At 40.0% G+C, this 24,814-nt stretch carries 31 protein-coding genes and 1 tRNA gene; 15 read left to right on the forward strand and 17 right to left on the reverse strand.

Annotated elements, in window-relative coordinates:
• Positions 1 to 11: 11 nt before the first annotated feature.
• The 4 genes from TW85_RS09815 to TW85_RS25435 form a co-directional block, all read right to left on the reverse strand.
• A tRNA-Gln gene (locus TW85_RS09815) sits at positions 12 to 86 on the reverse strand.
• On the reverse strand, positions 66 to 950 hold the full coding sequence (ispE, locus tag TW85_RS09820; RefSeq protein WP_046017086.1) for a 4-(cytidine 5'-diphospho)-2-C-methyl-D-erythritol kinase: 885 nt from the start codon (positions 948 to 950) through the stop codon (positions 66 to 68). The genes TW85_RS09815 and ispE overlap by 21 nt, the downstream gene beginning before the upstream one ends.
• A gap of 40 nt (positions 951 to 990) precedes the next feature.
• Positions 991 to 1,563 (reverse strand): lipoprotein insertase outer membrane protein LolB, encoded by a 573-nt coding sequence (lolB, locus tag TW85_RS09825; protein WP_046016941.1) that lies wholly within the window; start codon positions 1,561 to 1,563, stop codon positions 991 to 993.
• Positions 1,560 to 3,449 (reverse strand): hypothetical protein, encoded by a 1,890-nt coding sequence (locus tag TW85_RS25435; RefSeq protein WP_157196922.1) that lies wholly within the window; start codon positions 3,447 to 3,449, stop codon positions 1,560 to 1,562. The genes lolB and TW85_RS25435 overlap by 4 nt, the downstream gene beginning before the upstream one ends.
• Before the next feature lie 299 nt (positions 3,450 to 3,748).
• On the opposite strand from TW85_RS25435, the gene hemA reads away from it, so the two are divergent.
• The 3 genes from hemA to prmC all read left to right on the forward strand — a co-directional run bounded on the left by hemA (position 3,749) and on the right by prmC (position 7,067).
• Positions 3,749 to 5,023: a glutamyl-tRNA reductase gene (hemA, locus tag TW85_RS09840; RefSeq protein WP_046016943.1), complete on the forward strand. Its 1,275-nt coding sequence runs from the start codon at positions 3,749 to 3,751 to the stop codon at positions 5,021 to 5,023.
• Between the two features lie 69 nt (positions 5,024 to 5,092).
• Positions 5,093 to 6,184, forward strand: coding sequence for a peptide chain release factor 1 (prfA, locus tag TW85_RS09845; protein WP_046016944.1), 1,092 nt, complete (start codon positions 5,093 to 5,095; stop codon positions 6,182 to 6,184).
• 25 nt (positions 6,185 to 6,209) lie between these two features.
• A complete protein-coding gene (gene prmC / locus TW85_RS09850) occupies positions 6,210 to 7,067 on the forward strand; it encodes a peptide chain release factor N(5)-glutamine methyltransferase (RefSeq protein ID WP_046016945.1) in 858 nt (285 codons plus the stop codon).
• 105 nt (positions 7,068 to 7,172) lie between these two features.
• On the opposite strand, the gene yaaA is transcribed toward prmC, so the two are convergent.
• Positions 7,173 to 7,955: a peroxide stress protein YaaA gene (gene yaaA / locus TW85_RS09855; RefSeq protein ID WP_046016946.1), complete on the reverse strand. Its 783-nt coding sequence runs from the start codon at positions 7,953 to 7,955 to the stop codon at positions 7,173 to 7,175.
• A gap of 101 nt (positions 7,956 to 8,056) precedes the next feature.
• Between yaaA and TW85_RS09860 the strand changes: the two genes are divergently transcribed.
• The 3 genes from TW85_RS09860 (at position 8,057) to codA (ending at position 10,639) form a co-directional block, all read left to right on the forward strand.
• Complete coding sequence (locus TW85_RS09860) at positions 8,057 to 8,299, forward strand: hypothetical protein (RefSeq protein ID WP_046016947.1); 243 nt, start codon at positions 8,057 to 8,059, stop codon at positions 8,297 to 8,299.
• Between the two features lie 141 nt (positions 8,300 to 8,440).
• The gene (locus TW85_RS09865; RefSeq protein WP_046016948.1) at positions 8,441 to 9,349 is read left to right on the forward strand and encodes a membrane protein; all 909 of its coding nucleotides are present in this window, start codon (positions 8,441 to 8,443) and stop codon (positions 9,347 to 9,349) included.
• Positions 9,350 to 9,385: 36 nt separating this feature from the next.
• A complete protein-coding gene (gene codA / locus TW85_RS09870) occupies positions 9,386 to 10,639 on the forward strand; it encodes a cytosine deaminase (RefSeq protein WP_046016949.1) in 1,254 nt (417 codons plus the stop codon).
• A gap of 28 nt (positions 10,640 to 10,667) precedes the next feature.
• Here the strand turns inward: codA and pspF are convergent, their stop codons facing one another.
• Positions 10,668 to 11,684, reverse strand: a complete 1,017-nt coding sequence (gene pspF, locus TW85_RS09875) for a phage shock protein operon transcriptional activator (RefSeq protein WP_046016950.1) — start codon at positions 11,682 to 11,684, stop codon at positions 10,668 to 10,670.
• A 241-nt stretch (positions 11,685 to 11,925) separates the two neighbouring features.
• Here pspF and pspA point away from each other — a divergent pair, with 241 nt between their 5' ends.
• The 4 genes from pspA (at position 11,926) to TW85_RS09895 (ending at position 13,841) form a co-directional block, all read left to right on the forward strand.
• Positions 11,926 to 12,594 (forward strand): phage shock protein PspA, encoded by a 669-nt coding sequence (gene pspA / locus TW85_RS09880; protein ID WP_046016951.1) that lies wholly within the window; start codon positions 11,926 to 11,928, stop codon positions 12,592 to 12,594.
• A gap of 51 nt (positions 12,595 to 12,645) precedes the next feature.
• Positions 12,646 to 12,939 carry an envelope stress response membrane protein PspB gene (pspB, locus tag TW85_RS09885; protein WP_046016952.1) on the forward strand — a complete coding sequence of 98 codons (294 nt, stop codon included), beginning with the start codon at positions 12,646 to 12,648 and terminating at the stop codon, positions 12,937 to 12,939.
• Position 12,940: 1 nt separating this feature from the next.
• Entirely contained in the window at positions 12,941 to 13,396 is a 456-nt protein-coding gene (locus tag TW85_RS09890) for a PspC domain-containing protein (RefSeq protein ID WP_046016953.1), read from the forward strand.
• Positions 13,397 to 13,514: 118 nt separating this feature from the next.
• On the forward strand, positions 13,515 to 13,841 hold the full coding sequence (locus tag TW85_RS09895; RefSeq protein WP_046016954.1) for a hypothetical protein: 327 nt from the start codon (positions 13,515 to 13,517) through the stop codon (positions 13,839 to 13,841).
• A 92-nt stretch (positions 13,842 to 13,933) separates the two neighbouring features.
• Here the strand turns inward: TW85_RS09895 and hisA are convergent, their stop codons facing one another.
• Positions 13,934 to 14,692 carry a phosphoribosylformimino-5-aminoimidazole carboxamide ribotide isomerase gene (hisA, locus tag TW85_RS09900; RefSeq protein ID WP_046016955.1) on the reverse strand — a complete coding sequence of 253 codons (759 nt, stop codon included), beginning with the start codon at positions 14,690 to 14,692 and terminating at the stop codon, positions 13,934 to 13,936.
• Positions 14,693 to 14,896: 204 nt separating this feature from the next.
• Here hisA and arfB point away from each other — a divergent pair, with 204 nt between their 5' ends.
• Complete coding sequence (gene arfB / locus TW85_RS09905; protein WP_046016956.1) at positions 14,897 to 15,310, forward strand: alternative ribosome rescue aminoacyl-tRNA hydrolase ArfB; 414 nt, start codon at positions 14,897 to 14,899, stop codon at positions 15,308 to 15,310.
• 36 nt (positions 15,311 to 15,346) lie between these two features.
• Here arfB and TW85_RS09910 read toward each other — a convergent pair whose 3' ends face one another.
• The 4 genes from TW85_RS09910 to TW85_RS09925 all read right to left on the reverse strand — a co-directional run bounded on the left by TW85_RS09910 (position 15,347) and on the right by TW85_RS09925 (position 18,597).
• Positions 15,347 to 16,186 (reverse strand): ABC transporter permease subunit, encoded by an 840-nt coding sequence (locus TW85_RS09910; RefSeq protein WP_046016957.1) that lies wholly within the window; start codon positions 16,184 to 16,186, stop codon positions 15,347 to 15,349.
• On the reverse strand, positions 16,179 to 16,907 hold the full coding sequence (locus TW85_RS09915) for an ABC transporter permease subunit (protein ID WP_046016958.1): 729 nt from the start codon (positions 16,905 to 16,907) through the stop codon (positions 16,179 to 16,181). Before TW85_RS09915 ends, TW85_RS09910 begins: the two co-directional genes overlap by 8 nt.
• Before the next feature lie 62 nt (positions 16,908 to 16,969).
• Positions 16,970 to 17,746 (reverse strand): transporter substrate-binding domain-containing protein, encoded by a 777-nt coding sequence (locus TW85_RS09920; RefSeq protein WP_046016959.1) that lies wholly within the window; start codon positions 17,744 to 17,746, stop codon positions 16,970 to 16,972.
• Positions 17,747 to 17,808: 62 nt separating this feature from the next.
• A complete protein-coding gene (locus TW85_RS09925) occupies positions 17,809 to 18,597 on the reverse strand; it encodes an ATP-binding cassette domain-containing protein (RefSeq protein ID WP_046016960.1) in 789 nt (262 codons plus the stop codon).
• Between the two features lie 140 nt (positions 18,598 to 18,737).
• Here TW85_RS09925 and TW85_RS09930 point away from each other — a divergent pair, with 140 nt between their 5' ends.
• Both TW85_RS09930 and TW85_RS09935 read left to right on the forward strand, forming a co-directional pair.
• Positions 18,738 to 19,610 (forward strand): arginine deiminase family protein, encoded by an 873-nt coding sequence (locus TW85_RS09930; protein WP_046016961.1) that lies wholly within the window; start codon positions 18,738 to 18,740, stop codon positions 19,608 to 19,610.
• A gap of 12 nt (positions 19,611 to 19,622) precedes the next feature.
• Positions 19,623 to 20,234, forward strand: coding sequence for a TetR family transcriptional regulator C-terminal domain-containing protein (locus TW85_RS09935; protein WP_046016962.1), 612 nt, complete (start codon positions 19,623 to 19,625; stop codon positions 20,232 to 20,234).
• A gap of 48 nt (positions 20,235 to 20,282) precedes the next feature.
• Here TW85_RS09935 and TW85_RS09940 read toward each other — a convergent pair whose 3' ends face one another.
• From TW85_RS09940 to rnt, 5 genes are all read right to left on the reverse strand, one after another.
• A complete protein-coding gene (locus tag TW85_RS09940) occupies positions 20,283 to 20,537 on the reverse strand; it encodes a DUF465 domain-containing protein (protein WP_046016963.1) in 255 nt (84 codons plus the stop codon).
• Between the two features lie 137 nt (positions 20,538 to 20,674).
• Entirely contained in the window at positions 20,675 to 21,016 is a 342-nt protein-coding gene (locus TW85_RS09945; RefSeq protein WP_046016964.1) for a TraR/DksA C4-type zinc finger protein, read from the reverse strand.
• 11 nt (positions 21,017 to 21,027) lie between these two features.
• Positions 21,028 to 21,276 (reverse strand): hypothetical protein, encoded by a 249-nt coding sequence (locus TW85_RS09950; RefSeq protein ID WP_046016965.1) that lies wholly within the window; start codon positions 21,274 to 21,276, stop codon positions 21,028 to 21,030.
• 199 nt (positions 21,277 to 21,475) lie between these two features.
• Entirely contained in the window at positions 21,476 to 21,877 is a 402-nt protein-coding gene (locus TW85_RS09955) for a YbaN family protein (RefSeq protein ID WP_046016966.1), read from the reverse strand.
• Between the two features lie 139 nt (positions 21,878 to 22,016).
• A complete protein-coding gene (gene rnt, locus TW85_RS09960; protein ID WP_046016967.1) occupies positions 22,017 to 22,667 on the reverse strand; it encodes a ribonuclease T in 651 nt (216 codons plus the stop codon).
• Positions 22,668 to 22,804: 137 nt separating this feature from the next.
• On the opposite strand from rnt, the gene TW85_RS09965 reads away from it, so the two are divergent.
• Positions 22,805 to 23,677, forward strand: coding sequence for an OmpA family protein (locus TW85_RS09965; RefSeq protein ID WP_046017088.1), 873 nt, complete (start codon positions 22,805 to 22,807; stop codon positions 23,675 to 23,677).
• Here TW85_RS09965 and TW85_RS09970 read toward each other — a convergent pair.
• Positions 23,674 to 24,465 (reverse strand): hypothetical protein, encoded by a 792-nt coding sequence (locus TW85_RS09970; protein ID WP_046016968.1) that lies wholly within the window; start codon positions 24,463 to 24,465, stop codon positions 23,674 to 23,676. The two genes, TW85_RS09965 and TW85_RS09970, sit on opposite strands and share 4 nt — an antisense overlap.
• Positions 24,466 to 24,691: 226 nt before the next feature.
• Between TW85_RS09970 and TW85_RS25935 the strand changes: the two genes are divergently transcribed.
• On the forward strand, positions 24,692 to 24,814 hold the full coding sequence (locus TW85_RS25935) for a lipoprotein (RefSeq protein WP_082827817.1): 123 nt from the start codon (positions 24,692 to 24,694) through the stop codon (positions 24,812 to 24,814).

A 24,814-nucleotide genomic window follows, 5' to 3' on the forward strand; every position in this document is an offset into this window, starting at 1 on the left:
TGAATAGAGTTTGGCTGGGGTAGCTGGATTCGAACCAACGCATGACAGGATCAAAACCTGTTGCCTTACCGCTTGGCGATACCCCAATTATGCTCAATCCACTGGTCAAGAACTTGATGTGTTGGAGACACATTATGACCCTGACATTGCCATGCTAGCCATTTGTCAGGCACTTGTGCTAAAACTCTCAAAACATCGTCTCGACTATCGAACGCCGCAAAAAGACATGACCCTGTACCTGTAAGTTTTGCATCTCCTTGATTTTTAAGCCAAAGATACGCTTCATTTACTTCAGGATTATGCTTTCTTACAACCTCAAGACAATCGTTATGTCCACCCAGCTTCAAGGCGTGCGGTATTTTGATGGGAGGGGTGTCTCTTGTCAAATATTTATCGGTAAAAATTTGAACAGTTTCCACTTCGCAATCGGGTTTCAATAGCAGGTAATAAGGTGTGTTTGGTTCAACTGGCGTAAACTCTTCACCTATCCCTTGTGCGAAGGCACTTTTACCATAGACAAAAATGGGAACATCAGCGCCTAATTCAAGCCCTAGTTCAGCCAGTTTTTCTAGCCCTAACTGGCATTGCCAAAGTTGGTTTAGTGCTAATAAAGTTGTTGCTGCATTGGAGCTGCCTCCACCAATTCCACCCCCCATTGGAAGTTGCTTTTTAATGCTTATTTTAATGCCATCTAAGATGCTTTCGTTTCTATAAGGGAGTAACAATTTTGCCGCTTTATAAATGAGGTTTTGCTCTTTTAAAACGCCAGGAATCTCGTTTAGGAGCTGAATCTCATCCTTTTCATCCAGATCAAAGGTAAGCTCATCACAGACATCGATAAATTGAAAAATCGTTTCAAGTTCATGGTAGCCATTTTCTCTGCGGCCAGTGATATGCAAAAAGAGGTTTAATTTAGCGGGTGAAGGAAGTGTGATAGTTCGTGTGTTCATTGTGATAAAAATCTTAGGATATGTTGGTTTGATTGGTCGACTATTGAATCGACCAATCATTAATGATGAGGTTTACTCTAAAAGGCGCCTTAATGGCTTGTAATTTTCTCGGTAGGTCTAAGCCTTCAACTTTAGTGAACTCTTTATATTTCACTAGCCATCCATCTTGAGATATTTCCTCAAGTAGTTGTGTATCAACGTTATAGCTAAAGGCTGCAGCGGAGTTTGGTTCTGCAAGGCCTCTTGCCCAGTAGGCAATTTGTTTTACAGGAAACTGCCAACCAAAGTGTTGTTCTAATAGTGCTTGTGAATCAGGCCCTGTTGCTTTGGTATCTTTGTACTCAAGGGTAACTAACTGACTTTCATCTTGATAAATTTTGGTAGTGCCTTGTCCAAAAGGCCCACTGATAACTAAGTTAAATCCAGTTGGGCTATGCTGCCAATTAAAGTTTCCTGAAATGGCATCTTCGTTGGTTCTAATGCCAACTCGACCGCTTGTTTGCCATTGTGTAATGGCATCTACACTGTCTGGTGCTGGTACGACGACTTTAGAGTTAGTGGAGCAGGCGCTAATTAAAAGGGTAATACATAAGAGAAAAAACGCTCTTATCATGGTGTTTGATCCTGTGCTATGTCCGTATAGGGAGATGTTTGTTGTAACTCGTTATCTGGGAATTCAAAGTCTGGATTTAGACGCTTGATTGTGTCCATTAAAGTGTCGTGATTTTGTTCGTTATCCAATGCTTGACGCCAAATAAGGTTGGCTTGTTCTGGATTTTTTTGCCATAAAGCTTCACCGAAGTGAGCGCCAATTTCTGGGTCTTTTAATAAATCCCAAGCTTTCTTTAGGTAGAAAATAGCTTGCTCATTATTACCTAATAAAAAGTGTCCCCAACCAAGGCTATCAATAATAGCGGGGTCATCCGCATTAATTTGGTACGCTTTTTCAATCAATTGCATGGCTTCATCTAGGCGTTTTGTATATTGCAAAAGTGTGTAGCCTAGCGCATTGAGATACTGGGGATTTTCAGGTTCGAGAGATATTAAATAAGAGAGCTCTTTTTCGGTTTCTAGCCAAAAACCTCTTTGGTCAGCAAGTAAGGCTCTTTTATAACGCAGTGAATTAGCATTTTTATAAATGTCTAATGCTGAGGTTAACAGCTGATCGGCAAGATCAAGACGCCCTTCATCTTCATGTAGAAAGCATATGCTTAGTACCATGTCTAAATTCTGCTGCTCATTAATGCGCGACATGACCATGGGGTTGATACGGCTTTCTTGTTTTAGCTCATAAAGCCAAGATGCGGCTTGTTCAGTTGCGTTTAATTTAAGTGGACCAGTGGTTTTTAATAAAAGTGCGATACCATCTTCTTTTTTATCTAATTGAGAAAGTGCATTTGCCTCTAGATAATAGAATTGATCAGCTAGGCCTGTTGACGGGTAATCAAGTTCTTTTAATAGTGAGAGAGCCAGCCCACTATGTTGGTATTCAAGAAGTTGGCCAATATAGTTTAGTGATAGTTGAATAGATTCTTGCTCTGCCAACGAATGCTCTCGATAGTATTGCTTGGATAGCTCTATTTGATCATCTTGAAGTAAGAAGTTTAGTAAAGGCGTCAGAATTCTTAGCTTGTCTTTATGGTATAGAGAGGCTTGCTCTAAGCTTTCAATCGCATCTTTAAGTTGGTCATTTTGGTTTTGGCTAAAGGCTAAAATGAGATAGCTTTCAATGCCAAACTTATCATCACCTAATGCCTTTTTTAAACGTTTGCTATTGGCTAAAGCAGAATCAAAATCCCCTTGTAAAAAATCAATTCTAGCAATAGCGACATCCAGCTCAACATTCGCTGGATGGTCAAGCTTCAATTGTTTTAGGCTCTCTTTGATGCTATCAATTTGCTCAGGCTTTCTTGCATTCTTATTAATTTCTTCGTGAATAAAGCTTATATCAACTTGATTCTCTAGTGCTTTTTGTAAGACATCTCGCCCGGCTTCACTTTTTAGATAATTAATTTGAATCGCGTAATTCAGCTTATAAGGTCTCGCTTTATTATTTTCTAAAGTTAGCCAGAGTGTACTTGCCTGCTCAATGAGAAATAAATTGTTCATAGCGACAGCAATATCAGTCGCACGACTAATGGCTGTTAAGTTTTGCTCTTCTTGTGCTAATGCTAAATAAGTTTTGTAAGCGGCATTCAAGTTTCCCCTATGTAAACTAAACTCAGCGACGAGCATCTGTTTAAGCATAGGGTTTTGTTTGCTTTCGATTTTTGTTGTTGCGATAGGCGCTTCATCAATAATGTTTAATTGTTTGCTAGAACTTGCTGTATTGAGTGGTATTGAAGCAGAAGAGCAGGCAATTAGGCTAAATGAAGTGGCAGCTAATAAAGCTTGTTTGGGTTTTATGCATGCTAAGAAAGTCTTTTGTCTTAACTTGTTAAAGCTAGGGCTTAATCTTGTTAAGACAGCAAATCCTTTTTTAAAAATAGGCGATGTCATGAGTTATAAAACCCTGTTTAATATTGATTTGATCTTAAAAGGCGCTAAAAACCTAAGGTTTAACAGAAATAGATTAAAACAATTGTTCAAGTTATTTCCTTATACTATCCCTTAGTAATAGTAATGTCAGTAGTGTATCCATCACATTACGACAAGCTTTCTTGTTTTTATTGATCACATGGGGTGCGAAAATGTGATGTTTACACGTATAATGCGAGGCCTTAATTTTTGAGGCCTGGTTTAAAAAGCCTTATTTAGCTTAGATGCTAAGATCTCATTACCTGTGAAGAGTTCCCTTAATGCCGCTAATTACGGTTGGTATCAACCACAAAACAGCACCCGTTGCGATACGAGAAAAAGTTGCGTTTGCGCCGGAGAAGATGTTCGACGCTTTGTCTTCCTTGATCACCCGTGATCGAGCTGACGAGGCCGTTATTGTTTCTACCTGCAATAGAACTGAGCTTTATTGTGCCGTGCCAGAAGGCGCGAGTATCAAGCAAATTATTCAATGGTTAGGTGAATATCATCAAATTCCTGCAGCTGAATTAGAGCAATATTGTTACGCCCATCAAGATGATGAGAGTGTAAGGCATATTATGCGTGTGGCGTCAGGGCTGGACTCTCTTGTCTTGGGCGAACCTCAAATATTAGGACAAGTTAAATCAGCTTATGCTGTGTCTCAAGAAGGCAAATATATAGGCCAATCATTACAGGCTTTATTTCAACGTACTTTTTCTATTGCGAAAAAGGTACGCACAGATACTGCAATTGGTGAAAACCCAGTTTCTATTGCTTTTGCCGCTGTTAGTTTGGCTCAGCGTATCTTTGCTGATGTAAAACGCAGTACGGCGCTTTTGATTGGTGCTGGCCAAACAATAGAGCTAGTTGCTCGTCATCTAAAAGAAAGTGGTGTAAAGCGTATAATCGTCGCTAACAGAACCTTAGAAAGAGCTCAGATTCTTGCCTCTGAAATGGGGGCAGAAGCCATATTGTTGGCTGATATAGGCGAATATCTATCTCAAGCAGATTTAGTGATTTCTTCAACCGCAAGCCAATTACCCATTATTGGTAAAGGTATGGTTGAGAAAGCAGTATCAAAGCGTCGCCACAAACCTATTTTATTAGTTGATATTGCGGTTCCTAGAGATATCGAACCAGAAGTCGAAGATATTAATGACGTTTACCTCTATACAGTTGATGACTTGCATTCAGTTATCGAGCAAAACGTTAAATCAAGACAAGATGCCGCTACCGCAGCAGAAGCCATTATTGATGCGGGAGTCGTTGAGTTTAGGCGTAACCTAGATTCTCGTAAGGTATCTAATGTTATTGTCTCTTACCGTAAAAAAGCAGAAGACATTAAGTCTTTTGAGTATGAAAGAGCACTAAAAAACTTAAGTGCTGGTCAAGAGCCAGAGCAAGTTTTACAGAAAATGGCGCACAATCTAATGAATAAACTCATTCATACACCTACTCAGTTCTTGCGTGAAGCGGGTGCTGATGATGATCAAGCAAGCCTAGAAGTCGCACTTAAGGTGTTGGGCATGACAGAATTGAAAGACGATAAAAATTAGCCAGCTTATTTCGTGTAACAATCTAGCGTAAGTGCTCACTTTAAAGAATTTAATAAAAAGACCTTAACCATGAAAGAATCGATTAAATTAAAATTAGAAAATTTAGCAGATCGTTATGAAGAGCTAGCGGCTTTATTAAGCGATGCTGAAATCATCATGAACCAAGACTTGTTTCGTGCTTATTCAAAAGAATACGCAGAGCTTGAGCCTGTTGTAAAATGCTTTGAAGAGTTTCAAGAGAATGATGAAAACCTTGAAGAAGCACAATTGATGATGACAGATTCCGACCCGGATATTAAAGAAATGGGTGTGGAAGAAATGAAAGCATGCCAGCTTAAGAAAGAAGAGCTGTTGCTAGATTTACAAAAACTGCTTTTGCCGAAAGACCCAAATGATGGTCGCAACGTTTTTGTGGAAGTTCGCGCCGGAACGGGTGGTGACGAAGCGTCTATTTTCGCTGGTGACTTATTCCGTATGTATTCTCGTTATGCTGAAACTCAACGTTGGAAAGTTGAGATGATCAGCTGTAACGAAGGTGAGCATGGGGGCTATAAAGAAGTAATCGCACGTATTGTGGGTGAAGGGGCTTACTCTTTGCTTAAGTTTGAATCTGGTGTTCATAGGGTTCAGCGAGTGCCTGCGACAGAATCTCAGGGCCGTATTCATACTTCGGCTTGTACTGTGGCTATCATGCCAGAAATGGATGAGCAGGATGCTATTGAAATCAACAAAGCGGATTTACGCGTTGATACTTTCAGAGCATCTGGTGCCGGTGGTCAGCACGTCAACAAAACTGACTCTGCAATACGTTTAACGCACATTCCTACAGGTGTCGTGGTTGAGTGTCAGGATGAGCGTTCTCAGCATAAGAACCGTGCCAAAGCGATGGCCTTACTTGCTTCTCGCTTGCAGGCCGCTGAAGAAGAAAAGCATGCTGCTGAGCAGTCTGAAACACGTAAATCTTTGGTTGGTAGTGGTGATAGGTCTGAGCGTATTCGTACTTATAACTATCCTCAAGGTCGTGTCACTGACCACAGAATCAACCTAACGCTTTATAAACTAGACGAGATCATCACAGGTGATCTAGATAATCTGGTTCAGCCTCTTATCAATGAGCATCAAGCTGGTCAGCTTGCTGCATTGAGTGAAGAGAATCGATAAATGGCAATTGGCATGATGAAATAACATGAGGATTGATCAAGTTATCCAGCAAGGGGTCGCGCAATTAGCGACCCTTTCTAGTTCTAATAAGCTCACTGAGACACCTGAGTTAGATGTTCAGTTATTACTAGCTGAAGTGTTGGGTGTGAATACGTCCTATTTTTATACTTGGCCAGAAAAGCAGGTATCAGAAGAAGATAGGGTAAGGTTTGATGCTTTGTTAGCGCAGCGCCTTAAAGGTAGGCCGATCGCTTATATATTAGGTTATCAAGCTTTTTGGACCTTTGAGTTGGCTGTATCAGAATTTACTTTAATTCCCAGATCAGACACTGAATGTTTGGTAGAAATTGGCCTTGAGCTAATTGCTGATGTTAAATCCCCGAGTATTTTGGACTTAGGTACAGGCACAGGTGCGGTGGCGTTAGCGTTAGCCAGTGAAAGGCCTGATGCAAATGTGAGTGCAGTTGACCTTATTCCAGAGGCTGTTGAGCTTGCTAAGCAGAATAACCAAAAGCTAAATCTCAATGTGGATATTCAGCAAAGTAGCTGGTTTGATAATGTAGCTAATACTGGTTTTACTCTGATTGTATCTAATCCTCCCTATATTGATCCTGAAGATCACCATCTTGATGAGGGGGATGTTAGGTTTGAGCCGAAAACCGCTTTGATTGCTGATCTCAAAGGGTATTCAGATATTGAAATTATTGCCCGAGATGCGAAAGCGCATTTAGCTATAAATGGTTGGTTAGCTTTTGAGCATGGCTATGATCAAGGTGAAGGTGCGAGAAAGATACTAGAGAAAAATGGCTATCATAAGATAGAAACACGCAAAGATTATGGTGATAACGACAGAGTGACTTTAGGCCAATATTCAGGGCGCTAAACGTAGATAAGGTATTTTTAGCCTTTCAAAAAAGAAAGCTAGGTATTAAAACCTAGCTTTTTCGTATCGGCAGAATTATTTATCTACTAAGGCATAATCAAGCTTCTACTTTGCCGGTTGCATGCTCTCAGGGCGAATAAAAACGGGCTCGTCAGCTTTAGACTGGTCAGGATCATAACGGTAGCCTGCCAGATTAAAGTTGAGCATGTCTTCGTATGTTTCACATTGCTCTTGAATCAAGTAACGGGCCATCAAACCACGGGCTTTTTTCGCGTAAAAGCTAATCACCTTAAATTTACCGTTTTTCTCATCCAAGAAAATAGGCGATACGACACGCTGTGAAATAACTTTTGTATTTACCGCTTTAAAGTATTCGTTAGAGGCTAAGTTTACTAAAAGCTCATCATCAGCGAGTTCGCTAATAATCATATTGGCAATATCATCCCCCCAGAACTGATAAAGGTTAGCGCCTTTGTCATTACCTAAGCGTGTACCCATTTCAAGGCGGTAAGCTTGCATCAAGTCTAATGGTTTTAATAGGCCGTACAGGCCGCTAAGCATGCGAAGGTGGCCTTGTGCATATGCTATGTCTTCTGGACTAAGAGAATGAGCGTCAAGGCCGGTATACACATCACCTTTAAAAGTGAATAGCGCAGGGCGACTGTTTGCTTCTGTGTGGTTTTTATCCCACTCGTGATAACGGTTTACATTCAGAGTTGCAAGTTTATCGCTCAGCTTCATTAAAGAGGCAACATCAGCTGGCGTATAAGGTTTAATGGTGTCAATCAGCGCCTGTGCTTGAGTTAGAGCAATAGGTTGGCTTGACTCATTAGTTGGTAACTTGCTGTCTAAATCTAATGTTTTTGCGGGAGAAATTAAAAACTTCATTGGGAATCCTGTAACATAAAGGGCAAGATATATTGCGTTTGTTACAGATTATCCATAGAGTAACGATAGATATCTATAGTGAAGTTCAATAGAGAGAATTTATGAAGAGCAATGTGCTACGTTTTCCTAAAGAATTAACCGCTCAGAGAGATGAGAAAAACAAGCTTGAATCGTCTGAGTCTAAAGCTTGGGATGAGCGTCTTGAAGAGTCGTTTAACCTAATAGATCAAATGAATGATTTGGACTTGATGCGATTACGTGAAGCTTTTGATAAGGCTAGATTAGACTGGCCAGAAGAAGAAGCAGAATTGCCAGAGAAAAATAAACTCCACTCTATTTTGTAATGAACACCTTTATTTCTTGATGAATCTGGATTGTAAAAACAATAGGTTCACTCATCATGATTATTTAGCAAAGCTTGATGCTAAAATGCCGTAAAGCTATAAACCTTCAACATTTAACTTTCCTCTTCGGCAACAGATTGTATGTTTTCTTTTTTAATACGCCATTCTTTGGTATTTATTTTTGCGGCGGCCATTCTTGGCTTTTTACTACCTGAATATTCCTTAAAAGTTTTTCCTATATTGCCTTACTGCCTCTTTGTTTTAATGACACTAACCTTAATTGGTATGAAGCAAAACGAGTTAGTGATTAAGCTGAAACAACTTTATGTCTGGTGGTATGCTTGTTTTCACTCCTTTGTTTTGATGTTGCTTAGCTTTGTATTTGCTAAGTTGATCGGGGCTGATGAGGCGCTGACTTTGGCTATTGTTGCCGTTGCTGCGACAGGCTCATTGTTTGCTACCCCAGCTATTATCCGTGCTTTAGGTTTTGATGTAATGACCTCCATGGCCATGACGATTGCCTCTACCATTTTATTGCCAGTTGCTATTTATGTTTCTTTGTTTTTGCTGCAATCCGGTGAAGTAAGTTTGGATATGCAAGCCTATATTATGCGCTTGGTTATTTTTATCTTTGGCCCTATGTTGCTCTCTTTTGTTATACATAAATATGTACCAGAGGATAAGTTAGGGCGCGCATTGGTAAAAATCTCTCCTTATACCATTTTGGTTGTGTTTGCCTTCCCATTTGGTTTGATTAGTAATTTCAGACTGCAATGGGATCAAGACCCTATATTGGCGTATCAGCTTATTGGTATTTCAACCTTTTTGGTGACCTTGTTTTTTATCGCCGCATTCTTTTTGTATAAAAAACTGGGGAAAGAGCAGGCATTTATGGCAGCTGTGACAGCGGGAAACCGTAATGTGCTGCTAACTCACACCATCGCAGGGTCATTGTTAGGGCCTATGTTTTTGCCGCTTGCTGGTGCAATCCAAGTACCTACATCTGCTCTACCTATCATTACTAAATGGCTGGCGAAGCGTACAAACTAGTTGTTAAATTAATACAAAGAAGTCATGAGGGAAAATATGAAGGAACTGATTAACGCCCGTTTACGTGGTAAAAAAGAACTTCACAGAATTAAAATAATAAATGGAAAATTTACCTCAATTGATGTGCAACATGACTACCTTGACTTGCCTCAGCATGACGGCGTATTTGATGCAAAAGGTAAGCTTGCCTGCGCGCCTTTTGTAGAGCCTCATATTCATCTTGATGCAGCATTAACAGCTGGTGAACCAAATTGGAATAACTCAGGTACCTTGTTTGAGGGAATAGAGCGTTGGGGTGAGCGCAAGCCCATGCTCAATGAAGAAGATATTCGCAACCGAGTTTATCAAACCCTAGAGCTACTTGTTGAAAATGGCGTGCAACATGTAAGAACCCATGCAGATACCACAGATCCAAGCTTGATTGGTGTGAAAACACTTTGTGCAATTCGTGATGAATTAAAAGATAAAATCAATATTCAGGTGGTGGCTTTTCCACAAGATGGATTGCTCTCTTATGAAGGTGGTTTAGATCTCATGATAGAAGCGCTAGAAATTGGCGCTGATGTAGTCGGTGGTATCCCACATTTTGAATATACTCGTGAATTAGGTGAGGCCTCGGTCAAAAAAATCATTGAATTAGCCCAGAAATACGACAGGTTAATCGATGTGCATTGTGATGAAACCGACGATGCTAATTCTCGCTTTTTAGAACTGCTTGCCTGTGAAGCCTTGTTTAATAAGATGGGGCACAGAGTAACTGCAAGTCACACCACAGCCATGCATTCATATGATAATGCCTATTGCTCTAAACTCTTTCGTTTATTGAAAAATTCAGGCATTAACTTTGTTTCTTGTCCAACAGAAAGTATTCACCTGCAAGGTCGGTTTGATACCTACCCTAAACGCCGTGGCGTGACGCGAGTTAAAGAACTTAATGCCGCAGGTATCAACGTATGCCTTGGTGAAGACTCTATTTTTGATCCTTGGTATTCCCTTGGGAATGGCAAGCTGCTTCGCACCTTGGATTTTGCCTTACATATTTGTCAAATGATGGGTTATCAAGACTTCAGCACCGCCTTGAGTCTCATAACGGATAACAGTGCTAAAACCCTCTGTATAGAAGATGTTTACGGCATTGAAGTAGGTAAGCCTGCAAGCTTTATTTTGTTGGATGGCGAAGATGACTACAGCGTACTTCGTAAACAAGGCGAAGTGTTACTCTCTGTGAAGGAGGGTCAAACCATAATGCAAAGAGAGCCAGCGAAAGTCGTTACTGGGAAGTATTTTTAGTCGAAGATCTAATTTTAATAGGTTTTCTTTATTTCAAATGCTTCTTCATCAAGCCGCGGATTTGGTCATAACTTAGGCTTAGAGCTTTCGCGGCTTGTTTCTGACTTTGTTGGTTTTGCTCTAATGCTTGAATAAGTAGCGCTTTTTCTAATTGATTTAGTCTTTGTTTAAAATCAATTTGCTGGTTTGATGTTTTAACTAGCTCGGTATGTTGAGTGTCTATGGCTGGTTGTTTGTCTGTTTTTTCTGCCACTTTTTCTTCGGTATTAGCGCTATGAGGGAAAGGGTCTATGATGATGTTTTCAAGCGGCTCGTTAGTTTCCCCTTGTCTAAAAACAGAGCGCTCAATACAGTTTTTGAGCTCACGAATATTGCCTGGCCAAGCATGTTGTTTTAATGCCTCCATGGCTTTATCACTAAAGCCTGCAAAGCTCTCCCAACCCAGCTCTATGCTCATTCGCATAGCAAAGTAATCAGCCAGTTCTTCTATATCTTCTTTGCGTTCTCTAAGAGGTGGGGTAGGAATAACATCAAAGGCAAGCCTATCAAGTAAATCAGCTCTAAATTCACCTTTTGCAGCCATGTTTTTTAAATCAGCATTGGTTGCGGCAATCAAACGTACATCTACCTTTAAGGTTTTGTGGCCACCAAGGCGCTCAAATTCTCCGTACTCTATGACTCTTAACAGCTTCTCTTGCAGTCTAGTGGACATGGCGCCTAGTTCATCTAAAAAGAGAGAGCCCCCATCGGCGCGTTCAAAGCGGCCATGATGTATTTTTTGGGCGCCAGTAAAAGCGCCAGGTTCATGGCCGAATAACTCGCTTTCCATCAAGTCTTCACTAATAGTGGCGCAGTTAAGGGAAACAAATGCCTGATCCCAACGGGGCGATAGATAGTGCAGTCTCTCAGCGATTAGTTCTTTACCTGTTCCTCTTTCACCTAGGACAAGTACTGGGCGATTAATGTTGGCAAGCGCAGACGCTTGCTCTAATGCTTGGGCAAGTGCAGCTGAACTGCCAATTGCTCTTTGTGGGCTCGAGGTCATATGTAGCTTTTCATAAAATTAATGTGATCGAGTGGTTAATATAGCCTTTATTGGAGGTTTTTAAAGCCATTTTAAATGGTTTTATTGACCGTTTTAATTTTGTTTTTTCACAGCGAAATATAAAATAAATCTTATCTTATTGATTTTTAATGTTTTTTAAAACTTGGCACGTATCCTGATATAGCTATAACAAATTCAAAAAAACTTAATGTTAAAAGTTAATTTCAAAAGGAGTAATACAATGGGCATATTTTCAAGAATGACAGACATTATTAACAGCAATATCACCTCTTTGCTGGATAAGGCTGAAGATCCACAAAAAATGATTCGTATGATCATTCAAGAAATGGAAGAAACCCTAGTTGAAGTGAGATCCAGTTCAGCTAGAGTCATTGCTGATCGTAAAACGGCAGCTCGCCGTCTTGCTAGAATTAAAGAAGAAATTGCTGAATGGACAGATAAAGCTATGTTGGCAATTGATAAGGGTCGTGAAGATTTGGCACGTGCTGCTTTATCTGAAAAACAGGCCACAGCAAAAGAAGTGGATGTAATTGAGCAAGAGTTAAGTGAATTAGATGAACACTTAGCCAGTTTGAACGACGAAATTTCCCAACTTCAAACTAAACTAGATGATGCCAAAGCGAAACAAAAAGCCATGCTAATGCGCCAAACCAGTGTTGAGAATCGCTTGAAAGTGAGAAGACAGAATCAGCGTTCTAATCTAGATGATGCTTTTGATAAATTCGAACGTTTTGAGCGTCGTATGGATACCTTAGAAGGTGAGCTAGAGTCTATGGATATTGGAGCGAATGCAAAAACGAATCTTAAATCTGAGATTGATGCTTTAAAAGAAAATGATGAAATTAATGATGAGTTAGCACAACTTAAAGCCAAGATGGCAAGTAAGTAATAAGCTAAATAATTCACGCTTTTTAACGATTAAATTATTAAGGATGTACCTATGAATATGGCTGTTTTCTTCTTTGTGCCAGTCATCATTTTTATGGGGCTTGTTGCCCCGCTTTGGCTTATCTTGCACTACTTTAGCAAAAGGCGTTCAGCAAAAGGGTTAGCGGAGGAAGATAGGGTGGAATTAGATGATCTTTTAAAAACCGCAGATCAATTGACGGATCGAATCGAAATACTGGAAAGGATTTTAGATGTAGATAGCCCTAACTGGCGAGACAAAGAAGCTCAAGGGGCATATCGCAATCAAGAAGGTGAGCAGAGAGAGTCTTCTTCGGGGAGAGAATAGAATGAATAAGCATAAACTAAAGAACTTATGTCAGAAAATGTTTAATGAGAATAAACAAAAGGGCTGGAATATGAATCTTTATCGTAACCCTGATAAAGGCTATGTCGGTGGTGTTTGTGCAGGTCTTGCAGATCACTTTGATATTGAGCCTTGGGTTGTGCGTATTAGCTTTTTTGCAGGCTTCCTCTTTCTTGGTGGCTTTACTTTGTTTGCTTACATTGTGCTTTGGCATATTTTAAAGCCAGGGGGTGGAGAGCTAAAGTATGAGTATGATGAAAGGCGTCACCAGTATGGACCAAAAAAGATGTTTAAGTATTCGGACTCGTCTTCAATTCGATTAAAGCGAGCAAGAGATAGAATGAACCAAGCGAGTCGTCGTATTGAAGAAATGGAAAAATATGTCACTTCTAAAAAGTATGATTTAGACCGTGAGTTTTCTTCAATGAAGGACAAGTAACAAGTATCTTTAAGCTTGTTCTCTGTTTCAGTAATAGGCTGTTATTTCTAAAAGGATAAATAACAGTGATAGTTAAGAAATCTGCTATCGGGTTTTAACTGACGTAAAGGAGGCTAGGATGTTAACTTGTCCCCATTGCCAAGGACACGACTTAAGGCATGTATTTAATATCTTCATGGGATCTTTTGGTAAAGCGACCTGTCATATTTGCGGTAACGACTTTAGTGTGACAACGAAAGTCAGATGGGCTGTTCAGGCTTTGTGTTATTTCTCAGGTATGTTTACTTTATTGGCTGCCTTATTAATGCACTCAGCTTGGCCATTGATTATCTATGCTGCCATTGTATTGCAGCTTTTTATTCTGGTTATGTTTAGGTTTGACCTTGTTGAAGAAAAAACTAACCACCTAGATTTAATAAAACAGCCCTCAGATAAGAAGGATTAAACCTTATCTGAGTGCTTGTTCTAACTTCTTGGTTTTTATTTAAACCTAATATTGAGCAAAGTAAGTCTTTGACTAGGTGATAGCACAATATTCTAGACTTTATTATTCCACTCAATACATTCTTCTAAGGTAACGCCTTCACCACCAAAAATATCTAAGGCACTACCAATGGTTAGATCGACTTTTCCTCTTGAAAGTGTTTGAACTAAGGCGAGGTCTTCAAGTGTTCTGGCGCCACCTGCATAGGTCGTTGGTATCGAGGAATGCTTACCAAGCAACTCAACTAATTCTTTATCTATGCCAGCCTGTAAGCCTTCAACATCAGCAGCGTGAATTAAAAACTCATCACAATGATCGGCTAGTTCTTGAAGGTTTTCTAAATTGATCTGAGTAGAAGTGACTGTTTGCCAGCGATCTGTTGCGATATTCCAACCGGTTTCTGTACGACGGCAACTCAGGTCTAAAATAAGTTTTTCTGTTCCTGTTTCGCGTTTAATTCTATCTAATCTGTCCCAGGAGAATTCGCCATTTTCAAATAAGTAAGAGGTAACGATAAGGTGAGATGCGCCGGCTTTTAAGAACTCGCTTGCATTTTTATGATTGACACCGCCACCGAACTGCAAGCCATTTGGGTAGGCTTTTAATGCTTTAATAGCTTCTTCTTTATTACCTGGCCCTAAGGCGATGACATGGCCACCGGTTAACTCATGTTCCTTGTAGAGAGCCGCATAATAAGCTGCATCATGTTCACTGATAAAGTTTTCTTTAGCGCCATGATCATTCAAACTGCCGCCAACGATTTGCTTCACTTTACCTTGATGAAGGTCGATACAGGGTCGAAATTTAGTCAATCTAATTGCTCCAAACAATGTCAAAAAAATGCATAAAATAAGCTGAATAAATATGGCCTGATTGTACCTTATTCAAACCTCTGCTTCCTCAAAATGTCTTTATGTTTAGGATAACTGTTACAATATGCCGCTTTTATCAAATCTAGACTAGGTAAATCACACAACTTTAGTCTAATGCCTGTCTATTTTGTACGGAAAATATCCATGTTAAAAATATCAATTGCAGTCTCTATTGCGGATCATGAAATGGAATTGACAGCAATTCGTTCTCAAGGTGCGGGTGGGCAAAACGTTAATAAAGTTTCTTCTGCAATTCATTTAAGGTTTGATATTAAAGCATCTTCGCTACCTGAATTTCATAAAAGTCGATTGTTAGCGCTTAAGGACTCACGTATTACCAAAGAGGGAGTTGTGATTATTAAAGCACAGCAGCATAGAACTCAAGAGTTAAATAGAGAGGATGCGCTCGCTAGATTGAAAGCCTTGATTCTAGATGCAATTAAGGTAGAGAAGGTGAGACGGGCAACCAAGCCAACTAAATCCTCGCAACGTAAACGCGTTGATCATAAAAAGCAAAAGGGCCAGATTAAGGCATTGCGTAAAAAGAACTGGGACTAGGTCTTATTAGCCTATATAGATAGTTTTGAAATAGGGCTATCTAGCCCCATTTCTCTTTTCTAAATAGTGAAATAACAGGGCAATAATACCTGCTAAAGACAAGTATATTCCTGTCATTAAGAGTAATGGTTCATAGACGATATAAGTCTCCTGTCGTATTTTTGAAAATACTGCATAGGTGTCAATGAGGGTAATAGTTGCCACTAAAGGTGTTGCCTTGAGTTGTAAAATGACCTCTCCTCCGATGACTGGCAATGTGCGCTGTATGGCTCTGGGTAGCCAAATACGCGATAAGATTTTAAATGGTGGCATACCAAATGCCTTGGCCGCTTCTAATTCTCCATTAGGAACACCAGCAAAAGCCCCACGCATGATTTCTCCTTCATAAGCGGCAACAGATAGTGTTAAAGCAATAAAGGCATAAGGCCAAGCATCGGTTAAATAAGGCCAAAGAAATGATTCCCGCAACCAGTCTATTTCTGGGAAGATAGAACCAACACCATAATAAAGGAGCCATATTTGTAGTAATAGAGGTGTTCCTCTTATAAGAGTACAAAAGCTCTGAGCTAATTTTGCTAGAAAACTAGGGCCTGTTACTTGAACTAGACCAATTGGAATCGCGAGTAAGAAGCCCGTGATAAAGCTTGTTACTAACAAAATGAGGGTTCGCCAAAGGCCTTCTAAAATAGCGTCTTGATATTCCGGAATCCAGTACCAGCTAAGGTTGTTAACTAGCCCAGCTATCGAGCCTAATGTAATAACAATCAGTAGTATTCTATGAGGCATAAACCAAGCTTTTATTGCCGATAGATCAAGTATGGATGCCGCTTTTTTTTCTTGAGATAAGTTAGGTTGAATTAAAGGCTGATTATCCATGCATTTGTCCTTTATTTGAGCGACGAATGAAGTACTTAAATAAAGCATCCGAAACTAATGATATACATAAGTAAAGCCCTCCTGCCACGGTCAGAAATAATAGCTGCTCTTTTGTTGCCCCTGCCGCTTGTCTTGCCGCTAATGTTAATTCAGTAAAGCCCACGACAGCGAGTAGTGCGGTATCTTTAGTTGCAATTAGCCAGAGATTGGAGAGACCAGGTAAAGCGTGAGGGAGCATAGCTGGCAAGCTGATACGGTATAGAATTTTGTATTTAGGCATAGCAAATGCATGGGCTGCTTCTATTTGACCTGCTGGTATCGCAAGCATCGCTGAGCGTATCACTTCAGTAGCATAAGCGCCTTGAACAAACGATATGACCAGTACACCTGCGATAAATCCATTAATTTCAATGTTGTTTATCCCTACTAGGCTGAGCAGACTATTTAGTAAGTTTGGTAAAGCAAAATAAATTAATAAGATTAGAACGAGTTCTGGGATGGCTCGTACCGCCGTTGTGTAGCACGCCCATAAATCACGACAGACAATACTGTTACCTAGCTTGCCAAGCGCGCCAAAAAAGCCAATAACAAGTCCAAATAAGAAGCCTAGAATAGCTATCTCTAATGAGAGAAGAAGCCCAGATAATAAGGTGCCACCCCATCCTGGTGCTTCAAAAGCTAATAACTGCCAAACAGACATAGATTGATAATCAATAAACATAAGTCACCCTAACGTTAACAAGCAAAAACTAAGCAAGTTAACTTGCTTAGTTTTTGTTTATCTTATTCGCCGTAAATATTGAAGGAGAAGTAAGCTTGGGATATTTGCTCGTAAGTGCCATTTTTTCGAATGGCGTCAATGGCATTGTTAAGCTGCTCTTTTAGCTCTGGATTACCTTTACGTAGGCCAAAACCAATACCTTCTCCTAATAAGGATTCATCATTAACCGCCATCCCCTTTAGATCGCAACAGTTCTTTCCTTGTTCTGAGTTAAGGAAACTTTCAAGGGTGAGAGCATCTGCTTGGGTTGCATCTATGCGGCCAGAGTAAAGGTCTTGGTTAGCTTCGTCTTGGCTCTGATACTCTTTAATCGTGGCATTAGGATAATACTTTTTTGCAAACTTCACGTGAATGCTGGCGGCTTGTAGGCCGATTATTTTATTATCGAGTTCGGTTGGTGTACTGCTGAAATTTGCATTTTTCGAACCTATGACAGAGGCGCCTGATTGATAATATTTATCTGAGAAATCGATTACACGCTTACGGTCAGAGGTTATAGAGAGTGAGGCTGCAACCACATCTACTTTTTTGGCGAGTAATGCTGGAATAATGCCATCCCAAGCGGTAGCCACAATTTCACAATCTAGTTTGGCTTGTGCGCAAATTGCCTTAGCTATGTCTATTTCCCAACCTGAATAATTACCAGATGCATCTGGCACAGAAAAGGGTGGGTAAGGTTCGGTGGCAATACCTACTTTAATCGTTTGGGCCGCTAGTGTTGTTGAGAAAAAGCCAATAACAGAGGCGCTAATTAACGCAATAGATGCTTTGAGTTTCATGATTTACTTCCTCTAAATAGATTGTTTTATGTTTGGTATTTCTATTTCTATTTTTCTTTTTGTTAGCAAACTGACTGGATGAATTGTTTTAGCCTTTCTGATTTTGGCGCATTGAATATCTCTGCTGCAGAGCCAAACTCTTCAACTTTGCCTGCATTCAAGAACATGACTTTATTGGCGACATCCGCCGCAAACTTCATTTCATGCGTCACTATGATCATGCTTCTGCCTTCAGTTGCTAAATCATGCATAACAGCTAAGACTTCACTGACAAGTTCTGGGTCTAAGGCCGAGGTTGGCTCATCAAAAAGCATTAGCTCAGGGTTGATTGCGAGAGCTCTGGCTATGGCTGCTCTTTGTTGTTGGCCACCGGAGAGGTTACAAGGGTATTGGTGCTTCTTATCGTAAAGCCCAACGCGCTTTAGTAGCTGGTGGGCATTGATTAAGGCTTCATCTTTGGAAATGCCGAATACCTGAGTCGGCACTTCGATAATGTTTTGCTCTATATTCATGTGCTGCCAAAGATGAAAGCCTTGAAAAACCATGCCAAGTTTCTGACGGATAAGGCGAAGCTGCTTTTGGTCTTTTGCAACCATGTCACCTTGTTTATTGCGAATGAGTTCAATCTTTTTACCGAAAATATGAATGTCACCAGCACTGGGTGTTTCAAGCATATTTATGCAGCGAAGCGTGGTGGACTTACCTGAACCACTGCCACCAATAAGCGCAATGACATCTCCTTTGTTTGCACTTAGATCTATTCCTTTTAGAACCTCTAATTCGCCAAAACTCTTCCTTAGATTGGTAATTTCAAGAATGGTGTTGTTTGTATCTATCTCATTTATGGCCATGTTAGGAGTCTCTAAATGATTTCGAAAATAATTAAATTATGCGCTTGCATAAATTTATACACTTGCATAATAATGATGTCAACAGAATCACTTTGAGTAATAAGTGAACAAATAAAAGTGCAATTTAGGAGAATGAAAAAATGAAACTATTTGGTAGTCAGTCAATGGTTGCGCCGATTCAGCGTGTTCTTATGAGGCGCCCAGGAGCAAGCTTACTTGCTGCAGACGCAAAAAAGTGGCATTACGGCACTATGTTTGATGCCCCAAAGGCGATTGAGCAATATGCCGCTTTCGCTGATCTTGTTGCGCAGTCTGGAGCAGAAATTAGCTGGATAGAAGACGATAATGATGGACTTTGTGATGCAATGTTTACTCAAGATGCTTCTTTAGTCACTGATCATGGTGCTGTTTTACTAAACATGGGGAAGGTGTTAAGAGTGCCTGAACCTAATCTTCATAGACAGGCTTATCAAGCTGCTGGTGTTCCTATCTTGGGAGAGTTAACAGGTAGTGCAATGATAGAAGGCGGTGACTTCATTTGGTTGAATGAAAATACTATAGTGGTAGGTTGTGGATTCCGCTCTAACCGTGAAGGTATTGATCAGCTTAATGAAATTTTAAATCCGTTTAATATTAATGTGATAGGTTTTGATTTGCCGGTATGGCATGGGGCTGAAGCTTGTTTACATTTAATGTCAATGATTTCTCCTCTTGATGAAAAGTTAGCGTTAATATATTCGCCTCTCATGCCAACGGCTTTTTATAATTTACTGTTGGAAGAGGGCTACACATTGATAGATGCACCAGCGGAAGAGTATCTTGCAAGCGGTGGCTTGAACTTAAATGTTCTGCCAGTTAAGCCTAAAGAATGCATTATGATAGATGGATTCCCTTTGACTAAAGCTATGATGCAAGATGCTGGATGCAAGGTTCATGTGTTTGAAGGAGATGCTCTTTGCATTGCATGCGAAGGAGGGCCTACCTGTTTAACTAATCCAATATTACGAGGCTAAAGCATACCCAGTATGTCTATTAAAAGAAGAGAAGGAAATAATCGGCGTCAGGAGCTGATTGAAGCAGCTTTAGACTGTATCGAAAATGAAGGCTTACAAGGTGCGACAGTAAGAAAAGTGGCTGACTATGCTGGAGTAACCAATGGTTTGATTCGATTTTACTTCTCTAGTAAAGATGAGTTGATAAGGGCGGCTTATGCTGCCCTTTTGGAACAAATTTATGCAAGTGCTAGGGTGAATATTGAGGATTCTCAGTTGCCGGCGAAAGAGCGCTTGCGTCGCTTTATAGAAGCGACCTTATCTTTCCCTATTGTGTCGCCAAGAACAGTCTTGCTATGGGCTAACTTTTTGCCTCTTACTTATATTGACGAGCAAATGACTGCTATTAGAAGTGATGGTTATGTGGAAACAACTAATATTTTGCAGCCACTGATAAAAGCCACGTTGGAAGATCATGAGCAATTTATTACAGATCAAGAGTCTGCTCGATCAGCGGTTAAGATTAATGCTGTTATTGATGGCTTATGGCTTGAAGGAAGTATGGCTGGTTATAAGTTTGAAAATGGTGAGTTGGCTCAGATGGGGTTAGAAACAGCGTCAGCCATTTTAGCTATCGAACTTTAAATAAAAGCCCTAATCAAACACTTGATAAGGGCTTTAGTAAAATAGGTTTTATGCCGTTGTTGTTTGTGCTTTTCTTAGCATGCTAACAAGTTCATCTTTTAAATAAACGCGGCGGTGTTTAGCTTTTTCTTCTTCTGCAGTGGTTGCTAATGTCACCTCGTTTTCCATATTTTCAATACTACGAGTTAGCTCATGGTATTCATCAAACAATTTTTTAAAGTGAGCATTCTCCATTTTAAGCTGGTGAATTTCATGCTTAAACTCAGGTAAATCATTAGCAAGAGTGTGGTGTTCTACAGGCATAGTGTCTTCCTTAATTTTTATGTTGATAATTATTTGATCCTGTTTAGAGCATAAGGCGGTATCAGAAAATTATCTTGATCTAGGTTAAGAAAAGCGTAAACCCACAAGCTTTGCTGAAGAATACTCATGTCATAAGGTCAATGACTGCAATCAAAGCAATGCTTAATGTCTGGCAGTATTGTTAAGCGCTTTTCATCAATGGGTTTGTGACAGGTTTGGCAAAGACCATAATTATGTTCTTGTGTTTTTTGTATTGAAGCTTGTAATGCTTCTAAAGCCAAACGTTCAGATTTTTGACACTCATCTAACACTTCATTAATCATAGGTGAAGCATTCTGCTGTTGTTTGATTTGCTTAATCCTTTCTAGCCTTTCTTTATAACTATCTAAAAGTCTTGCTTCAGCTCGACTTATCGAGTGGTCAAAGGAGGCAATTTTAATATTTCGGGTAAGGCTCTGACTAACAGGGAAATAAGACATAAGATGCTCCTTTAAAGTTTTGCGGCTAGGGCATGTTTGACTAACATTGATTGAATGGTTTGATTTAGCACTTGGTGTCGTTTTTGATATTGACGTAACTTGTCGCTTGAGTGTGACTCGTCTAGCGCTTGGATCTGTGTTGTTAGTTGCTGGTATTCAATCGCCATGGTTTGAAATTCAGCGTTATACAAGTTTAAGAGTCTGATCTCATCAAGATAGTGCGGGTGTTCAAGCATGAGATATGAAAGGTTATTGGCCATCTGAATCTCCTTACTCAGTGTTAGTTTTATGGTTATCAGCTTAGTTTACTTTTTTGATCAAAAAATAGACTAATTTAAAAGCTTTTCTTCGTCCTGATATGTATCAAGTTAACGCTTGTTTATGACACTTTATCGAAACTCAATATCTTATTTTGTGAGAAGAAATGCTTATTTAATGAGGGGGAAAACAGGTCTGTGATTAGCTTGATTCAGCTCTTAGGGGAAGGCGAAGCAAATAGATACTGACACAGATACCTATGCAGATGAGTGATAAAGTCGCCCAAAACTTTCCAACAAGAAACATAGATAGCCCCATACCACACCACATGAAAATAATGGCTCGATTGCGACTCTTTTTAGGTATGCCTTTGTCAGACTGCCAATCCTGAATAATAGGTCCAAAATATTTGTGGGCTGTGAGCCAGTTATGAAAGCGTGTAGATGATTGAGAAAAGCACCAAGCACTTAATAAAATAAAAGGCGTAGTTGGAAGAAGGGGAAGAACTACACCGATAATGCCAAGGACTAATGAGACCCATCCTGTTGCTAAATAAAGTAAGCGTTTAAAAGGGCTTTGTTTATGCTTAGCTGGTTTGGCCATGTGTATTGAGTGTCCTATTGGCAAAGCAAGTGCTTTTACAATAAACCCTATCGTATCAATTGAGAGAGTACAAACTAATTGTGCAGGGGAAACTTTAAGGAGCTATTTGCTTGTTGCCAATAACCCCTTAAAAATTTGATTAAACAAAAGATGACATGTCATCCATTGATTCCGGTGCTGCTAAGCTCCAACCACCTAAACGTTTCCATCTATTTACAATCTCACAGAAAAGCTCAGCGGTTTTCTCTGTATCATATTTTGCTGAGTGTGCTTCTGCATTACTAAATGGAATGGCAGCTGCTTCACATGCTTTAGCTAATACTGTTTGGCCAAATGCTAGGCCAGCAAGACTTGCTGTGTCAAAGCTAGAGAAAGGGTGAAATGGATTACGTTTGATATCACAACGTTCGATAGCTGCATTTAGGAAACCATGATCAAATGCTGCATTGTGGCCCACAAGGATGGCGCGTTTACATCCAACTGACTTAAGTTCTTTTCTTACCTTACTAAAAATTTGGCCAAGCACTTCTGCTTCAACGACATCTTTACGTTCAGGGTCGAAAGGATCAATACCTGTGAACTCTAAGGCAGACTTTTCAAGGTTTGCACCTTCAAATGGTCTAACATTGAACTCAATAGTTTCATGGATATAAAGCTCGCCATTTTCATCCATTCTCAGGATGCTGGCAGCAATTTCTAATAATGCGTCAGTTTTATTATTAAAGCCTGCGGTCTCAACGTCGATAACAACAGGTAAGAAACCACGGAAGCGGTCTTTAATTTCGTGCATGGTGGAATTTTGGTGGTTTGACAAGACTAATCCTTAATGTGCCACTTGCTCGTAATGTTATTGCTGGATAGGATTGCAGCATAACACATTTGTTAGCTTGAACGAGATATCTAATGGGAAATGCGGTACTAAAAAAAATGAAAAATATACTAATACCAGCGGTTTGTGCGCTCGGTATTGGATTTAGTGCTTCGTCACAGGCAATAACTCGTTATCAATCTGACTTGACTGAAGCTCAATGGCTTCTTTCTGGTGATATTTTCTCCTGCAGTTTAAGTCATCCCATTATGTATTATGGGGAAGGGCATTTTATTAAAAATGCGGGTGAGCCAATGAAGTTTATTCTTAACCCAGGTAATGAAAAGTTAGGCCCAGGAAATGTCTATATTATTTCTCAGGCGCCAAATTGGTCTCCTGGGTTAAAGCCAGAAACATTAGAGGTTTTGGCTTATCCTGGCTACGGAATGACGGTAGAGGTTGGTGGAAAGGTTGCAGAACGCATGCTTACCAGCCTGAATAAGGGGTTACATCCTGTATTAGCTGGCAGTGCTTGGGAGAGTGGTCGCGAAACCATAGAAGTTGCACTCACAAATATTAATTTTGCGCCTGCCTATAATGAATTTAGACGTTGTATGGCGAGCTTACTGCCTGTTAATTATGATCAGATCGCAAGATCGGCTGTGCTATTTCCTGAAAATGGCGTATTGCTTTCAACTAGGATGCAAGACAGATTAGATCTGGTTGCCTTGTATGTGGCGAATGACCCGAGTGTTGAATACATCTATATTGATGGCCACACAGATTCATTAGGTTCTCGAAGGGATAACCGTGAGCTTTCTAAAAAGAGGGCGGAAGCGGTGACTGCTTACTTGTTAGAGCAAGGTGTCGCAGTAGAAAAAATTATTTCTCGATACCATGGTGAGCGTTATCCAACAATAGATAACAAAACACGATCTAATCGTGAGAGAAACCGTAGGGTGACCATACGCCTCGAAAAATTCGATCCTTAATCTGTTGCGAACGGTGAATCAGGGCCTAGGATATCCATGCCAATGTTTATTTCTAGGTTGAATGTTTTAGTTTGCCCAGAGCAGCCTGCATAAACAATTGTCCATGCCTCTTCACTTCCTGGAGGAGGTATGCGCCAGCAAACGCCTTTGATATTGACGTAACGTGTGCCATCTGAGTCCTCTGTTATGGCGTATTCTTCCTCTTCCACTTGTGCATTTTCATATTCTGCTTGAGCTTCTTTGGCTAGCATTAACTGGGCTTTAGTTTGCTCCGAAAAGACATTTTCTAACTCTTCACCAGTCGCTTCTAATTCGTAATTGCTATCAAAGTGATCTGCTTGGGTACTTTCTAAGCTTTGAGACAAGGTTTGTACTGGTGCTTCTAGTGTTTGCCCTTCAATGTGAAATGGTGCCGTGTCGTCAATCAATTTATTGTCTGTTTCAAACTCAGTAGGTGTTGCGCCTTCTAATGGATCTAATAGGTTGCTTTGGCTCGAACTTGATGAGGTTAAGTCTATGTAGCCCTCTATTTCAGTTGAGGTTTGTGAAACAGGAGCTTGTACTTGATTATCTGTTTTTACATGGGCTTCTTTTGGGGCGCTGTCAATCAAGCTTAAACTTAATTTAGGTTTTACTTGTGGTAAAGAGGGAGCGTCTTTTGGCTGATTAAAGCCAATAAACGGGGTTATCCAAGGTGAAAGAATAATAAGGTGCAAGCCGATAGCGATGAGCAGAATAATTAAAAAAGTACGTTTACTTGTTTTGGGTGTAGAAAGAGGCTTGTTCATGATTTCTTGTGTGAGTAAATTAAGTAAATTTTACCTCTTATAGCGCAGAGAATCGATGTTTTTTGACACTCAGAGTCTACTTGATAAAAGTACTTTTTGGGATTTTGAAAAGGGTATAAGGCTATAGCAAAAAAATGATGTGAAAGCAGTGGCTTTTTAAGCTTCGGGGTTGGGCTTTGAACGCTCCACACGTATACTGTTGGCATATAAATTATGAGAAAAAAATATGTCTAGGTTGATTGCTCTTGTATTTGTCACTTCTCTCTTGATTGCATGCGGTAATAAGGGGGCATTGTATTTACCTACGGCCGATAATGGGCCAGCTCAACCTAGCCAGACCAATCAATAA

The sequence above is a fragment of the Marinomonas sp. S3726 genome (assembly GCF_000967665.1).
In the GTDB taxonomy this organism is placed as follows: Bacteria; Pseudomonadota; Gammaproteobacteria; order Pseudomonadales; family Marinomonadaceae; genus Marinomonas.